This is a genomic window from Streptomyces sp. BJ20, assembly GCF_022869105.1.
GTDB classification, from domain to species: domain Bacteria; phylum Actinomycetota; class Actinomycetes; order Streptomycetales; family Streptomycetaceae; genus Streptomyces; species Streptomyces griseoincarnatus.
The window spans coordinates 6,664,362-6,678,676 of record NZ_CP094918.1 but is presented as its reverse complement, the minus strand read 5'-3'; the positions used below and the strand labels follow the sequence as shown (position 1 = coordinate 6,678,676).

At 72.0% G+C, this 14,315-nt stretch carries 13 protein-coding genes; 10 read left to right on the top strand and 3 right to left on the bottom strand.

Annotated elements, in window-relative coordinates; genetic code table 11:
* Positions 1-23 precede the first annotated feature (23 nt).
* Genes MTR79_RS29975 through hutI form a run of 3 tightly spaced genes read left to right on the top strand, consistent with a single transcriptional unit; the run spans position 24 to position 3,771 of the window.
* Positions 24-1,226 carry an allantoate amidohydrolase gene (locus MTR79_RS29975; protein ID WP_244792469.1) on the top strand — a complete coding sequence of 401 codons (1,203 nt, stop codon included), beginning with the start codon at positions 24-26 and terminating at the stop codon, positions 1,224-1,226.
* Positions 1,223-2,566, top strand: coding sequence for a formimidoylglutamate deiminase (locus tag MTR79_RS29970; protein WP_086701057.1), 1,344 nt, complete (start codon positions 1,223-1,225; stop codon positions 2,564-2,566). The genes MTR79_RS29975 and MTR79_RS29970 overlap by 4 nt, the downstream gene beginning before the upstream one ends.
* A gap of 32 nt (positions 2,567-2,598) precedes the next feature.
* Positions 2,599-3,771, top strand: a complete 1,173-nt coding sequence (gene hutI / locus MTR79_RS29965; RefSeq protein WP_086701058.1) for an imidazolonepropionase — start codon at positions 2,599-2,601, stop codon at positions 3,769-3,771.
* 86 nt (positions 3,772-3,857) lie between these two features.
* On the opposite strand, the gene MTR79_RS29960 is transcribed toward hutI, so the two are convergent.
* Positions 3,858-4,772 carry an RNA polymerase sigma factor SigF gene (locus tag MTR79_RS29960; protein WP_086701079.1) on the bottom strand — a complete coding sequence of 305 codons (915 nt, stop codon included), beginning with the start codon at positions 4,770-4,772 and terminating at the stop codon, positions 3,858-3,860.
* A gap of 250 nt (positions 4,773-5,022) precedes the next feature.
* Between MTR79_RS29960 and MTR79_RS29955 the strand changes: the two genes are divergently transcribed.
* Both MTR79_RS29955 and MTR79_RS29950 read left to right on the top strand, forming a co-directional pair.
* Positions 5,023-5,400: an STAS domain-containing protein gene (locus tag MTR79_RS29955; protein WP_019522686.1), complete on the top strand. Its 378-nt coding sequence runs from the start codon at positions 5,023-5,025 to the stop codon at positions 5,398-5,400.
* 242 nt (positions 5,401-5,642) lie between these two features.
* On the top strand, positions 5,643-6,209 hold the full coding sequence (locus MTR79_RS29950) for an ATP-binding protein (protein ID WP_086701060.1): 567 nt from the start codon (positions 5,643-5,645) through the stop codon (positions 6,207-6,209).
* A gap of 482 nt (positions 6,210-6,691) precedes the next feature.
* On the opposite strand, the gene MTR79_RS29945 is transcribed toward MTR79_RS29950, so the two are convergent.
* Positions 6,692-8,188, bottom strand: coding sequence for an oligopeptide:H+ symporter (locus MTR79_RS29945; RefSeq protein WP_086701061.1), 1,497 nt, complete (start codon positions 8,186-8,188; stop codon positions 6,692-6,694).
* 517 nt (positions 8,189-8,705) lie between these two features.
* Here MTR79_RS29945 and MTR79_RS29940 point away from each other — a divergent pair.
* On the top strand, positions 8,706-9,383 hold the full coding sequence (locus MTR79_RS29940; protein WP_019522689.1) for a response regulator transcription factor: 678 nt from the start codon (positions 8,706-8,708) through the stop codon (positions 9,381-9,383).
* A gap of 35 nt (positions 9,384-9,418) precedes the next feature.
* Positions 9,419-10,693, top strand: a complete 1,275-nt coding sequence (locus MTR79_RS29935; protein WP_048457310.1) for an ATP-binding protein — start codon at positions 9,419-9,421, stop codon at positions 10,691-10,693.
* Between the two features lie 33 nt (positions 10,694-10,726).
* Here MTR79_RS29935 and MTR79_RS29930 read toward each other — a convergent pair whose 3' ends face one another.
* Positions 10,727-11,221, bottom strand: a complete 495-nt coding sequence (locus MTR79_RS29930) for a GtrA family protein (protein ID WP_048457486.1) — start codon at positions 11,219-11,221, stop codon at positions 10,727-10,729.
* Between the two features lie 164 nt (positions 11,222-11,385).
* Between MTR79_RS29930 and MTR79_RS29925 the strand changes: the two genes are divergently transcribed.
* Genes MTR79_RS29925 through MTR79_RS29915 form a run of 3 tightly spaced genes read left to right on the top strand, consistent with a single transcriptional unit; the run spans position 11,386 to position 14,293 of the window.
* Positions 11,386-12,579 (top strand): 5-(carboxyamino)imidazole ribonucleotide synthase, encoded by a 1,194-nt coding sequence (locus MTR79_RS29925; protein ID WP_189365018.1) that lies wholly within the window; start codon positions 11,386-11,388, stop codon positions 12,577-12,579.
* The gene (purE, locus tag MTR79_RS29920; RefSeq protein WP_244792467.1) at positions 12,576-13,100 is read left to right on the top strand and encodes a 5-(carboxyamino)imidazole ribonucleotide mutase; all 525 of its coding nucleotides are present in this window, start codon (positions 12,576-12,578) and stop codon (positions 13,098-13,100) included. Before MTR79_RS29925 ends, purE begins: the two co-directional genes overlap by 4 nt.
* A 14-nt stretch (positions 13,101-13,114) precedes the next feature.
* Complete coding sequence (locus tag MTR79_RS29915; RefSeq protein ID WP_086701064.1) at positions 13,115-14,293, top strand: dipeptidase; 1,179 nt, start codon at positions 13,115-13,117, stop codon at positions 14,291-14,293.
* The last annotated feature ends 22 nt before the right edge of the window (positions 14,294-14,315 follow it).

The window sequence follows — 14,315 nt, the reverse complement described above, 5'->3', positions numbered from 1 at the left end:
CACAGCCTGATTCGTTCCACGAGATGTGGCGGCAACTGCTGCCCGTCGGACGGAACTCCGCCAGCGGCGGCTACCGCCGGTTCGCCTGGACCGGCGCCGACGCCGACTGCCGGGACTGGTTCCGCGAGCAGGCCCGCCGCCGCGGCCTCACCTACGAGGAGGACCGCAACGGCAACCAGTGGGCCTGGCTCGGCGACCCCGCCGAGGGGGACGCCGTGGTCACCGGCTCGCACCTGGACTCGGTGCCCGACGGCGGCGCCTTCGACGGGCCCCTCGGAGTCGTCTCCGCCTTCGCCGCCCTCGACGAACTGCGCCGCCGGGGCGTCCGTCCGACGACGCCGCTCGGCATCGTCAACTTCGGCGACGAGGAGGGCGCCCGCTTCGGGCTCGCCTGCGTCGGCTCCCGGCTCACCGCGGGCGCGCTCACCGTCGACCAGGCCCACCGCCTCACCGACGCCGACGGCATCACCCTCCCGCAGGCCATGGAGACCGCCGGCCACGACCCGGACGCCATCGGCCCCGACCCCGTACGCCTCGGCCGCATCGGCGCGTTCGTCGAGCTGCACGTCGAGCAGGGCCGGGCGCTGGACCTCACCGGCGACCGGGTCGGCGTCGCCTCCGCGATCTGGCCGCACGGCCGCTGGCGGTTCGACTTCCACGGCGAGGCCAACCACGCCGGCACCACCCGGCTCGCCGACCGGCACGACCCGATGCTGCCGTACGCCGAGACCGTCCTCGCCGCCCGCCGGGAGGCCGAACAGGCGGGCGGGGTCGCCACGTTCGGCAAGATGGCCGTCGAGCCGAACGGCGTCAACGCCGTGCCCTCCCTGGTGCGCGGCTGGCTCGACTCCCGCGCCTGTGACCAGGAGCGCCTGGACGCGGTGGTCGGCGGGGTGGAGCGGGCCGCCCGCGCGTACGCCGCCGACCACGGCGTCCAGCTGGACGTGGAACGCGAGTCCTTCACCCCCGTCGTCGAGTTCGACCACGCCCTGCGCGACCGGCTCGCCCGCATCCTCGGCAAGGACGCCGGTCTGAAGGTGCCCGTCCTCGGCACCGGCGCGGGACACGACGCGGGAATCCTCGCGGGACGCGTCCCGACCGCCATGCTGTTCGTACGGAACCCCACCGGCGTCTCGCACTCCCCGGCCGAGTCCGCCGCCGAGGACGACTGCGTGGCCGGGGTCCTCGCCCTCGCCGACGTACTGGAAGGACTGGCCGCCCCGTGACCGCCACCCCGCGGACGTACTGGCTGGAACACGCCTGGCTCGGCACGCACGTCGAGCCCGGCGTCGCCCTCGACATGACGGACGGGCGCATCGCCGCCGTCCGCACCGGCGTCCCCGTGCCCCCGCCCGGCGCCGCGATCCTGCGCGGACTGACCCTTCCCGGACTGGCGAACGCCCACAGTCACGCCTTCCACCGCGCCCTGCGCTCCACCGTCCAGGTCGGCTCCGGCACCTTCTGGACCTGGCGCGAGGTCATGTACGCCACCGCCGACCGGCTCACCCCGGACCGCTACCACGCCCTCGCCCGCGCCGTGTACGCCGAGATGGCGCTGGCCGGGATCACCACCGTAGGCGAGTTCCACTACGTGCACCACGCGCCCGGCGGCACGCCCTACGCCGACCCCAACGCCATGGGGGAGGCGCTCCTCGCGGCCGCCGCCGAGGCCGGCATCCGGATCACCCTCCTCGACGCCGCCTACCTCTCCTCCGGCTTCGGCCGGCCGCCCACCGCGCACCAGCTCCGCTTCTCCGACGGCGACGCGGAGGCCTGGGCCGCACGCTCTTCACTTCTCAAGGACCGGGACCACGCGCGGATCGGCGCGGCCGTGCACTCCGTGCGGGCCGTGCCCGCGGAGCAGCTGTCGACGGTGGCGCGCTGGGCCGAGGAGCGGCGGGCCCCGCTGCACGTGCACCTGTCCGAGCAGACCGCCGAGAACGACGCCTGCCGGGAGGCACACGGCTGCACCCCCGCCCAGCTGCTCGCCCTGCACGGCGTGCTCGGGCCGCGCACCACCGGCGTGCACAACACCCACCTCACCGCCGAGGACGTCTCACTGATCGGCGGCAGCGGCACCGGCACCTGCATGTGCCCCACCACCGAACGCGACCTCGCCGACGGCATCGGACCCGCCGTGGCCCTCCAGAACGAGGGCTCCCCGCTCAGCCTCGGCTCCGACAGCCACGCCGTCGTCGACCTCTTCGAGGAAGCGCGCGCGATGGAGCTGAACGAGCGGCTGCGCACCCGCACCCGCGGTCACTGGACGGCCGCGGCCCTGCTGCGCGCGGCCACCGTCGACGGGCACGCGGCGCTCGGCTGGGACGACACCGGCGTCATCGAGGCCGGGGCGCGCGCCGACCTCACCACCGTCGCGCTGGACTCGGTCAGGACGGCGGGGCCGCTGCCCCGGCTGGGCGCCGAGACGGCCGTATTCGCCGCGACGGCCGCCGATGTGCGGCACACGGTCGTGGCAGGCCGGCACGTGGTGAGCGACGGGGCGCACACGCTGGTCCCCGACGTGCCCGGAGCCCTCGCGCAGGCGATCCGGGACCTGCGCGCCTGACGACCCATGAGCACGCGACCCATGAGGACACCATGAGCGCCACCGTCATCACGAACATCGCCACGCTGGTCACCAACGACCCCTCCCTCCGCGACTCGGACCCCCTCGGCCCGGTCCGGGACGCGGCCGTCGTCATCGAGGGCGACCGCGTCGTGTGGACCGGCGAATCAAGCAAAGCACCCGCCACCGACAACCGGGTCGACGCGGGCGGCCGCGCGGTCCTGCCGGGCTTCGTGGACTCCCACTCCCACCTGGTGTTCGCCGGGGACCGCACCGAGGAGTTCAACGCCCGCATGTCGGGCCGCCCGTACAGCGCGGGCGGCATCCGCACCACCGTCGCCGCCACCCGCGCCGCGGGCGACGCGGACCTGGAGGCCAACCTCACCCGCTACCTCACGGAGGCGCTCCGTCAGGGCACCACGACCTTCGAGACCAAGTCCGGCTACGGACTGACCGTCGAGGACGAGGCCCGCGCCCTGCGCCTGGCCGCCCGCCACACCGACGAGGTGACCTACCTGGGCGCCCACATCGTCGCCCCCGAGTTCGCCGACGACCCGGCCGGCTACGTCTCCCTGGTCACCGGAGACATGCTGAACGCTTGTGCCCCGCACGCCCGTTGGATCGACGTGTTCTGCGAGAAGGGCGCCTTCGACGGCGACCAGGCCCGCGCGATCCTCACCGCGGGCAAGGCGAAGGGGCTGCACCCGCGCATCCACGCCAACCAGCTCTCGTACGGCCCCGGTGTGCAGCTGGCCGTCGAGCTGGACGCGGCCAGCGCCGACCACTGCACCCACCTCACCGACGCCGACGTGGACGCGCTGGCGAACAGCTCGACCGTGGCGACGCTGCTGCCCGGCGCGGAGTTCTCCACCCGGGCCGCGTGGCCGGACGCCCGGCGGCTGCTGGACGCGGGGGCGACCGTGGCGCTGTCCACCGACTGCAACCCCGGTTCGTCGTTCACCTCGTCGGTGCCGTTCTGTGTCGCGCTCGCCGTGCGGGACATGGGGATGACGCCCGACGAGGCGGTCTGGGCGGCCACCGCGGGCGGGGCGGCGGCGCTGCGGCGCACCGACGTCGGCCGGCTCGTCCCGGGCGCGTACGCGGACCTGGTGCTGCTGGACGCCCCCAGCCACGTCCACCTGGCCTACCGGCCGGGCGTCCCGCTGGTCACGGGCGTGTGGCGCAGGGGCGTACGGGAGGTCTGAGCAGGCGCCGGAAGGCCCCAGAACCTCTGAAAGGCGGCCCGGACCGTCCGGGCCGCCCCTGGAGGAGGGACGTCACGCGGCCGGGATCACTCCTCGACCGTGAGGCCCTTGCGCAGCTTGACCAGCGTCCGGGACAGCAGACGGGAGACGTGCATCTGGGAGATGCCGAGCTCCTCGCCGATCTCCGACTGGGTCATGCCGGCGACGAAACGCAGCGACAGGATCTTCCGGTCCCGCGACGGCAGTTCGGCGATCAGCGGCTTCAACGACTCGATGTACTCGATGCCTTCGAGCCCGTGGTCCTCGTAACCGATCCGGTCGGCCAGCGCGCCCTCGGCGTCGTCCTCCTCGGGCTGGGCGTCCAGGGAGGAGGCGGTGTACGCGTTCGACGCGGCCATGCCCTCGACGACCTCGTCGGTGGTGATGCCCAGCCGCTCCGCCAGCTCGGCCACCGTCGGCGCGCGGTCGAGCTGCTGGGCCAGTTCGTCGCCCGCCTTGGCCAGGTCCAGCCGCAGCTCCTGCAGGCGGCGCGGTACGCGCACGGACCACGAGGTGTCGCGGAAGAAGCGCTTTATCTCGCCGATGATGGTCGGCATCGCGAAAGTGGGGAACTCCACACCTCGCGTGTGCTCGAAGCGGTCGATCGCCTTGATCAGGCCGATGGTGCCGACCTGGATGATGTCCTCCATGGGCTCGCTGCGGGAGCGGAACCGGGAGGCGGCGAACTTGACCAGGGCGAGGTTCAGTTCGACGAGCGTGGTGCGTACGTACGAGTACTCGTGACTGCCTTCGTCGAGCGACTCCAGCCGCTCGAACAGGGTCTTGGACAGGGCCCGTGCGTCGACCGGGCCCACCTCGTCGTACGGGGGGATCTCCGGGAGTCCGGCGAGTAGACCGTCCTCGACGACTTCCAGGTCGTCCCGCTCGATGGGATCCAGATGTTCCGGAGGTGGTGTCGACGTCGCTTCGTGGGTAGGCGATGCGTCGAGCCGGGGTGACATGATGTCCTCCATCGTTCTCGGCATATGGCTGCCGAAGCCAAAACGTGCACTGCGGTGTGCGGCGCCTCCAAAGCCGGCCGTGTCGGTTACGTGTCTTTACTAGCCCTACCGGCTGCTCGGAGCCCCCCGCAAGTGCCTTCTGTGCGCTTATGTCCGTTTGTGCGTGATTGTTAGAGTGTCGTTGCGTGGCCGGAAGGCGTAATGTTCGAGAGCGTCAGGAACAGCCACGACCTCGGGAGAGAGAGACGGCATGGACCGCGGGACGGTCGGCAGCGCACAGTCGGGCCGGCTTCTGGTCGAGGTGCGAGAAGAGGGCCCCAGTGCCGTCGTGACCCCGGCGGGTGAGTTGGACCACCACACCGCCGATCTGTTGCGGGAGCCACTGGAGGACTGCCTCGCCAAGGGTTTCAAGCGGCTTGTCATCGACTGCTCGCGGCTGGAGTTCTGTGACTCCACGGGGCTGAACGTGCTGCTCGGGGCCCGGTTGAAGGCCGAGGCGGGCGGTGGCGGGGTGGCCCTCGTGGGGATGCAGCCCGTCGTTGCGCGCGTGTTCGAAATCACGGGGGCGGACGCGGTGTTCGCCGTCCACGACACGCTCGAGGCGGCCCTGGCCGACGATTCGGCGTGACGCGGGCGGGCAGGCCCGGCGGGGCGCTCGTGCCGCCTCCGCCGCCGGGGGAGGGCTCCCTGCGCGTTTTTTCGTGCGAATACGGGGGTGTTCCGTCGGACGGGTCGGGCAGGAGACACCCTGTACGTCCCGGACGCGGGGGTCGGGAGGGTGCCGAGAACCATGCGGGCCGTCCGCGCGTGACCGGCGGAGTACGGCAGATTTTGCATTGTGAACTGGTGACACGGTGAGGTGAAGCGCTGATGAGCACCACCCGGCCCTATTCGCCGGGCGACCGCGGTCCGGAGCCCAGCGGCGCTTCCGGGACGTCCGGGGGCGCTGCACCGGCTGCGGGCGCCCCGGACGGCGGTGTGGCCACGCCGACCGCCGAGACGGTGTCCCCTCCTGGGCCGCCCGGCGGCGCACAGGTGCGCCGGCTGAGCTTCGAGGACCAGAGCGGGGTCGTGCCGCTCGCGCGGGACTTCACGCGGCAGGCGCTGTACGACTGGGGCTGGCTGCCGACCGCCACGGCCGACCGCCGGGCCGCCGCCGAGGACGTCCTGCTCGTCGTGTCCGAGCTGGTCACCAACGCGTGCCTGCACGCCGAGGGGCCGGACCTGCTGACCATCACCTGCGACCGCAAAGTGATCCGCCTCGAGGTCACCGACCGCGGCACCGGCCAGCCGTCCCCGCGCACACCCCACCGCGCGGGCCGCCCGGGGGGCCACGGCATGTTCATCGTCCAGCGGCTGTGTCTGGACTGGGGCGTCCAGCGCCTGCCCGATGTGGCGGGCAAGACGGTCTGGGCCGAGCTGGGCACGCCGTCGTAGTTCCCGGTACGCACCGGCCTCCAGGACCCTGAAAGGGTTCCCGGGGGCCGCTTCGTTTTGGGCGAGGTCGCCTGTACGATCCTGAGCCGCCGTGAAACGACCGGACCCCGCCTCGGGAACTCCCAGGCCGCCACGGCCTCGCCTGGGCGCCTCCAGTGCCCGGGCCGGGTACAACACGCTCCGGTGCTGGTCCGGGCCGGGGGGAGTCTGCGCTGCTCGGCGCCGACGAGGTGCCGCCGCGCCCACCCGTGCCGCCCTGCGGCACGACTGCCCGCAGCGGCGCGGCGCCCCTCAGGGGCGCGGGGAACTGCGCGGTCAGCCACAGCCGGCCGGCACCCTGCAAGAGCCCCCACCCCAGCGGCGCTCAACAGCGCACACCCCCGCGCCGCAGCGCACCCCAAACCCCGAAGGGCTCCCAGCCGTACCGGCTGGGAGCCCTTCGTTCCAGTGCGCGACTCAGTGCGCGACGCGCGACACCCGCGTCAGCGGACATCTCCCATCAGCGACTTCACCTTGTTGCGGTACATCCAGACCGCGAAGCCCGCCACGACCGCGAGGGTCGCCTCCAGGGCGACGATGCCCGTCTTGTTGAGGTCGACGCCGGCGATGGACAGCAGACCGGTCGTGGCGTCACCGGCGGTGACGGCCAGGAACCAGACGCCCATCATTTGCGAGGCGTACTTCGCGGGCGCCATCTTCGTGGTGACCGACAGGCCGACCGGGGAGAGCAGCAGCTCGCCGACGGTCTGGACGAAGTAGATCGCCACCAGCCACAGCGCGGCCGCCTTGTGGCCGCCCTCGGCGATCGACAGCGGGGCGAGGAACAGGAAGAACGAGACGCCGACCAGCATCAGGCCGGAGGCGAACTTCACGATCGTGCTCGGCTCCTTGCCGCGCCGGTTCAGCGCGAGCCAGATCCAGGCGAAGACCGGGGCCAGGGCCATGATCAGGACCGGGTTGACCGACTGGTACCAGGAGACCGGGAAGTCCCAGCCCAGCACACTGTTCTCGGCCGACGAGTCGGCGAAGATCGACAGGGTCGAGCCGCCCTGGTCGTAGATCATCCAGAAGATCGCCGCGGCGACGAAGAACCAGATGTACGCGGACATCTTCGACTGCTCGGTGCGGTCGAGGTCCTTGTCGCGCTTGATGCGCGCCAGCACCATCACCGGGATGATCACGCCGAGCAGGGTCAGCGGGACCAGGATCCAGTTCAGGGTGTAGTGGCCGGAGAAGCCGACGATCGCGTACGCCACGACGGCGATGCCCGCCCACAGCGCGGCCTTGCGCAGCGTGGAGGCCTTCTCCTCGGCCGACAGCGGCTTCGGGACGACGCTGGACTGCGGGTCCAGGTGGCGGGTGCCCAGCAGGAACTGCGTGACGCCCAGACCCATGCCGAGCGCGGCGAGCGCGAAGCCCAGGTGCCAGTTGACGCTCTCACCGACGGTGCCGATGATCAGCGGCGCGGCGAAGGCACCGAGGTTGATGCCCATGTAGAAGACGGTGAAGCCGCCGTCCCGGCGCGGGTCGTCCGGACCCTTGTAGAGCTGGCCGACCATCGTGGAGATGTTGGCCTTCAGCAGACCGGAGCCGATCGCGACGAGGCCGAGGCCGCCGTAGAACGTGCCCGAGTAGGGCAGGGCCAGCGTCAGGTGACCCAGCATGATGACACCGCCGGCGACGGCGACGGTCCTGCGGGGGCCCCAGACCCGGTCGCCGAACCAGCCGCCGGGCAGGGCGAGCAGGTACACCAGCGACAGGTACACCGAGTAGATGGCGGTGGCGGTGCCCGCGCTCAGGCCGAGACCGCCCGGCGCGACTAGGTACAGCGGGAGCAGAGCCCTCATGCCGTAGTAGGAGAAACGCTCCCACATCTCGGTCATGAAGAGAGTGGCCAGTCCGCGGGGGTGGCCGAAGAAGGTCTTCTCGGATCCGGGGGTGCCCGGGGAGACCGAGTCCTTCGTCAGGCTGGACGCCATGGTCGTTCCTTGCTGTCGGGACGCGTCGCGCGAGACGGGTACGCGCCCGGTGGGGGGCTGGCCGGCACCGGCGGGCGCGTACCGTCCGCCCCACGCCCGGGGGGTGCCGCCCCGGATCACGGAGCGACGGACGGCGACCACCGGGATCCACGCCCCGCCGTGCGTCGACGCGCGGCGAAGGCCCGGCCACAGGTCATTCCTTCAGGGACCGGCAGAGCGTGCCGGCCCGCACACGAAAGAGACCTTCAGCGTCAACTGCCGCCAAAGGTCCCCGCGGTGCAACAGGCGTTGGTTCACCATACGGCAGGACACTGCCGGATATGGAAGGACTTGAGACGCGAATCACAGGTTTCAAAGGAACCGTGATCGCCTATTCGAAGGTCTGCCCAGCATCGCACCTCGCACCCGCAGGTCCGTCTCAGGGGTCGGGACGGTGAGAATCGGGTGAGACACCGGTAAGAACCGAGCCCGCCGATCACACCCCTGCGGCTCGGGCCACGGGTCTACCATCATCCGCATGACCCGTGTACTGCTCGCCGAGGACGACGCGTCCATCTCGGAGCCGCTGGCCCGCGCCCTGCGCCGGGAGGGCTACGAAGTCGAGGTGCGTGAGGACGGACCCGGCGCCCTGGACGCCGGAATGCAGGGCGGCGTCGACCTGGTCGTGCTGGACCTCGGGCTGCCGGGGATGGACGGCCTGGAGGTCGCCCGCCGGCTCCGCGCCGAGGGGCACACGGTTCCCCTGCTGATCCTCACCGCGCGCGCCGACGAGGTGGACACGGTCGTCGGCCTGGACGCGGGCGCCGACGACTACGTCACCAAGCCGTTCCGGCTCGCCGAGCTGCTGGCCCGGGTCCGGGCCCTGCTCCGTCGCGGCGCCGCCGAGCCGCAGCAGCCGCCCGCCACCCACGGCGTGCGGATCGACGTCGAGTCGCACCGCGCGTGGATGGGCGACGAGGAGCTCCAGCTCACCGCCAAGGAGTTCGACCTGCTGCGGGTGCTGGTGCGCGACGCGGGCCGGGTGGTCACCCGCGACCAGCTGATGCGCGAGGTCTGGGACACCACCTGGTGGTCCTCGACCAAGACCCTCGACATGCACATCTCCTGGCTGCGCAAGAAGCTCGGCGACGACGCGGCCAACCCCCGCTACATCGCCACCGTGCGCGGCGTGGGCTTCCGTTTCGAGAAGAGCTGAACCCCCGCCGGGGTTCCGCCGCCGGGTAAGAGAACATGCGCCGCCGTCTGATCCAGTCCACGCTCGCCGTGGTCCTCGTCGTGATCGCCGTCTTCGGGGTCTCCCTGGTGATCGTCGAGACCCGCACCATCACCGAGACCGCCAAGGAGCGCGTGGAGTCCGAGGCGGTGCGGCTCGCCAGCATCGTCGACAGCCGCCTGCTCGTCGAGGACAAGGTCACCGCCGAGATCATCGGCGACCAGATGCCCGACGACCGGTACGCTGTCGTCCGGATCCCCGGCAAGCCGCCCATCGAGGTCGGCTCCAGGCCGGACGGCGACGTCATCAGCGCCACGGCGCCCGGCGAGGAGGGCGAGACGGTCACCGTCCAGGAGCCGCGCTCGTCGGTGACCGCGGAGGTCGCCCGTACCTTGCTGATCATCGGTCTCGTGGCGCTGCTCGCCGTGATCGCGGCGGTGCTGCTGGCCATCCGGCAGGCCAACCGGCTCGCCTCCCCGCTGACGGACCTCGCCGAGACCGCCGAGCGCCTCGGCTCCGGCGACCCGCGTCCCCGCCACCGCCGCTACGGCGTTCCCGAGCTGGACCGGGTCGCCGACGTGCTGGACGCCTCCGCCGAGCGCATCGCGCGCATGCTGACCGCGGAGCGAAGGCTCGCCGCCGACGCCTCCCACCAGCTGCGCACCCCGCTCACCGCGCTGTCGATGCGACTGGAGGAGATCACCGTCACCGACGACCCGGACACGGTGAAGGAGGAGGCGACGATCGCGCTCGCCCAGGTGGAGCGGCTGACGGACGTGGTGGAGCGGCTGCTGACCAACTCCCGCGACCCGCGCACCGGCTCCGCCGTCACCTTCGAGCTCGACGACGTGATCAAGCAGCAGCTCGCCGAGTGGCGCCCCGCCTACCGCAGCGCGGGCCGGGCCATCGTGACGTCCGGCAAGCGGCATCTGAAGGCCGTGGGCACCCCGGGCGCGGTCGCGCAGGTGCTGGCCGCGCTGATCGAGAACTCGCTGATGCACGGCGGCGGCACGGTCGCCCTGCGCACCCGGGTCACCGGCAACCAGGTCGTCGTGGAGGTCACCGACGAGGGTCCCGGCGTGCCCGCCGAGCTGGGGTCGCGGATCTTCGAGCGGGCGATCAGCGGCCGCAACTCCACCGGGATCGGCCTGGCGGTCGCCCGTGACCTCGCGGAGGCGGACGGCGGCCGTCTGGAGATGCTCCAGGCCAAACCGCCCGTGTTCGGTCTGTTCCTCTCCAGCACGCCCCCGCGGGAGGACCCCGACGAGGAGACCCGCAGGACGGTGCGCTGAGACGCGCGGCGGTCACCCGGCGCGGTACGGCCGCTACGGCACGCGCTGCCGGGGCCGCTCCCCGGCCATGGTGGCGCCGCCTGCCGCCACGGGTCCCTCCCGCACCGGCAGGGCGCGGAACACCCATGTGCGGTAGGACCAGAAGCGGAACAGCGTCGCGATGCCGATGCCGAGGAACTTGAAGATGTTGCTCTGCAGGGAGCTGTCCCAGCCGAAGCCGTACGTCGCCGTGTAGAGCACGCCGTTCTCGATCACCAGGCCGATGACGCTGAACAGCAGGAACAGCGACATCTCGCGGGTGCGCCGGGACTTGTCGCGGTCCCGGTAGGTGAAGTACCGGAAGCCCACGTAGTTGAAGACGATCGCGACCACGGTGGCGATGACGCTCGCGCGCACCACCTGGAGGTCGGTCGCCTGACGGACCAGGTTGAACACACCGAGGTTCACCAGAACCCCGGCTCCCCCCACCGCGCCGAACTTGGCCACTTCGCGGAAGAGCCGTCGAAGCCCCGAGGAACCTTGTTCCATCGCCCACAGGCTCCCGTCGGTCGAGTGCGTCAACTCCGCCATGCTAACCACCCGCACGCGCGATCTTCCTGCGGACGCCGTGTCGCACGGGCCGCATGTGTCCCTTCCGTCCCAGGGGACGGGCGGGAATCGGCCACCCTGGCGTGGGCGGATACCCTGGGGGCGTGACGTTCCCGGTAGTCGGCATGGTCGGCGGCGGTCAGCTCGCTCGTATGACACACGAGGCGGGCATCCCGCTCGGCATCAGGTTCAAGCTCCTCAGTGACACCCCGCAGGATTCGGCGGCCCAGGTGGTGAGCGATGTCGTCGTCGGCGACTACCGCGACCTGGACACGCTGCGCGACTTCGCGCGCGGCTGCGACGTGATCACCTTCGACCACGAGCACGTGCCCACCGAGCACCTGCGGGCCCTGGAAGCGGACGGCGTGCCCGTCCGCCCCGGGCCCGAGGCGCTGGTGCACGCCCAGGACAAGGGCGTGATGCGCGCGAGGCTCGACGCGATCGGCATCCCGTGTCCGCGCCACCGCATCGTGTCGGATCCGGCCGACGTGGCCGCGTTCGCCGCGGAGCTCGAGAGGGGCGGGCCCGAAGGGCCCTCCGGCGAGGACGGTGGTGGGCGACGGGCGGGCGGTTTCCCCGTCGTCCTCAAGACGGTGCGCGGCGGGTACGACGGCAAGGGCGTGTGGGTCGTGAACTCCGCCGAGGAGGCCGCCGAGCCGTTCAAGGCCGGGGTGCCCGTGCTCGCCGAGGAGAAGGTCGACTTCGTGCGGGAGCTGGCCGCCAACGTGGTCCGCTCCCCGCACGGCCAGGCCGTCGCCTACCCGGTCGTGGAGTCGCGGCAGGTGAACGGCGTGTGCGACACCGTGATCGCGCCCGCGCCCGACCTCGACGAGGAGCTGGCGCTGAAGGCCGAGGAGATGGCGCTGACCATCGCCAAGGAGCTCGGCGTGGTCGGTCACCTCGCGGTGGAGCTGTTCCAGACCCGCGACGGCCGCATCCTCGTCAACGAGCTCGCGATGCGCCCGCACAACTCCGGCCACTGGTCCATGGACGGCGCGATCACCTCGCAGTTCGCCAACCACGTCCGCGCCGTCCTCGACCTCCCCCTCGGCGACCCGCGCCCGCGCGCGCGGTGGACGGTCATGGTCAACGTCCTCGGCGGCGACTACCCGGACATGTACTCGGCGTACCTGCACTGCATGGCGCGCGACCCCCAGCTGAAGATCCACATGTACGGCAAGGACGTGAAGCCCGGCCGCAAGGTCGGTCACGTGAACACCTACGGCGACGACCTGGACGACGTGCTGGAGCGCGCCCGTCACGCAGCCGGCTACCTGAGAGGCACGATCACCGAATGAGCCCGGTTGTAGGAATCGTCATGGGGTCCGACTCCGACTGGCCCGTCATGGAGGCCGCGGCCAAGGCCCTCGACGAGTTCGAGATCGCCTACGAGGTCGACGTCGTCTCCGCGCACCGCATGCCCCGCGAGATGATCACGTACGGCGAGCAGGCCGCCGACCGCGGGCTCAAGGCGATCATCGCGGGCGCGGGCGGCGCCGCCCATCTGCCCGGCATGCTCGCCTCGGTGACCCCGCTGCCCGTCATCGGCGTGCCCGTGCCGCTGAAGTACCTCGACGGCATGGACTCGCTGCTGTCCATCGTGCAGATGCCGGCCGGTGTGCCGGTCGCCACCGTCTCCGTCGCCGGCGCGCGCAACGCGGGCCTGCTCGCGGCCCGCATCCTCGCCGCCCACGACGAGGAACTGCTCGGCCGCATGAAGGAGTTCCAGCAGGAGCTGAACGACCAGGCGACCGACAAGGGCAAGCGGCTGCGGGCCAAGGCCGAGGGCGCCGGCACCGGTTTCGGCTTCGGCAAGTGAGCGGGGCGGACCGTATGACCTCCCTGGACGACGCCCGCGCCCTGCTCGCCGAGTTCCCCGTCGTCGACGGGCACAACGATCTGCCCTGGGCCCTGCGCGAACAGGTCTCCTACGACCTCGACGCCCGCGACATCGCCGACGACCAGTCCGCCCATCTGCACACCGACATCCCCCGGCTGCGCGCGGGCGGCGTCGGCGCGCAGTTCTGGTCGGTGTACGTGCGCGCCGACGCCCCCGACCCCGTGCCGGCCACGCTGGAACAGATCGACTGCGTACGGCAGTTGCTGGACCGGCACCCGCGGGACCTGGCGCCCGCGCTGACCGCCGCCGACATGGAGGCCGCGCGCCGTGAGGGCCGTATCGCCTCCCTCATGGGAGCGGAGGGCGGCCACTCCATCGCCAACTCCCTCGGCACGCTGCGGGGGTTGTACGACCTCGGGGTGCGCTACCTGACCCTCACCCACAACTTCAACGTGGCGTGGGCCGATTCGGCGACCGACGAGCCGGGCGTGGGCGGACTGTCGGCGTTCGGCCGCGAGGTGGTGCGGGAGATGAACCGGCTCGGCATGCTGGTCGACCTCTCCCACGTCGCCGCCACGACCATGCGGGACGCGCTGGACACCAGCACCGCGCCGGTGATCTTCTCCCACTCCTCGGCCCGCGCGGTCTGCGACCACCCGCGCAACATCCCCGACGACGTACTGGAACGGCTGCCCGTCAACGGCGGCGTCGCGATGGTGACGTTCGTGCCGAAGTTCGTCCTCCAGGCCGCCGTCGACTGGACGGCGGCCGCCGACGAGAACCTCCGCGCGCACGGCTTCCACCACCTCGACACCAGCCCCGAGGCGATGAAGCTGCACCGCGCCTTCGAGGAGAGCCGCCCGCGGCCCGTCGCCACGGTGGCCACGGTCGCCGACCACCTCGACCACATGCGCGAGGTCGCCGGGATCGACCACCTCGGCATCGGCGGCGACTACGACGGCACGGCCTTCACCCCCGACGGCCTGGACGACGTCTCCGGCTACCCCCGGCTGATCGCCGAGCTGCTGGACCGCGGCTGGTCACGCGCCGACCTGGCCAAGCTGACCTGGCAGAACGCGGTCCGCGTGCTGGGCGCCGCCGAGGACGTGGCCCGTGACCTGCGCGCCACGCGCGCGCCGTCGAACGCCACCATCGAGGCGCTGGACGGCTGACCGGAGGACGCGGCCCGGGGGC

Coding starts and splice junctions, on each gene's coding strand:
- hutI (WP_086701058.1), top strand. CDS start 2,599: ATGAGCGCCACCGTCATCACGAACATCGCCACGCTGGTCACCAACGAC.
- purE (WP_244792467.1), top strand. CDS start 12,576: ATGAGCCCGGTTGTAGGAATCGTCATGGGGTCCGACTCCGACTGGCCC.
- MTR79_RS29935 (WP_048457310.1), top strand. CDS start 9,419: ATGCGCCGCCGTCTGATCCAGTCCACGCTCGCCGTGGTCCTCGTCGTG.
- MTR79_RS29960 (WP_086701079.1), bottom strand. CDS start 4,772: ATGTCACCCCGGCTCGACGCATCGCCTACCCACGAAGCGACGTCGACA.
- MTR79_RS29930 (WP_048457486.1), bottom strand. CDS start 11,221: ATGGAACAAGGTTCCTCGGGGCTTCGACGGCTCTTCCGCGAAGTGGCC.
- MTR79_RS29945 (WP_086701061.1), bottom strand. CDS start 8,188: ATGGCGTCCAGCCTGACGAAGGACTCGGTCTCCCCGGGCACCCCCGGA.
- MTR79_RS29915 (WP_086701064.1), top strand. CDS start 13,115: ATGACCTCCCTGGACGACGCCCGCGCCCTGCTCGCCGAGTTCCCCGTC.
- MTR79_RS29940 (WP_019522689.1), top strand. CDS start 8,706: ATGACCCGTGTACTGCTCGCCGAGGACGACGCGTCCATCTCGGAGCCG.
- MTR79_RS29955 (WP_019522686.1), top strand. CDS start 5,023: ATGGACCGCGGGACGGTCGGCAGCGCACAGTCGGGCCGGCTTCTGGTC.
- MTR79_RS29950 (WP_086701060.1), top strand. CDS start 5,643: ATGAGCACCACCCGGCCCTATTCGCCGGGCGACCGCGGTCCGGAGCCC.
- MTR79_RS29975 (WP_244792469.1), top strand. CDS start 24: ATGTGGCGGCAACTGCTGCCCGTCGGACGGAACTCCGCCAGCGGCGGC.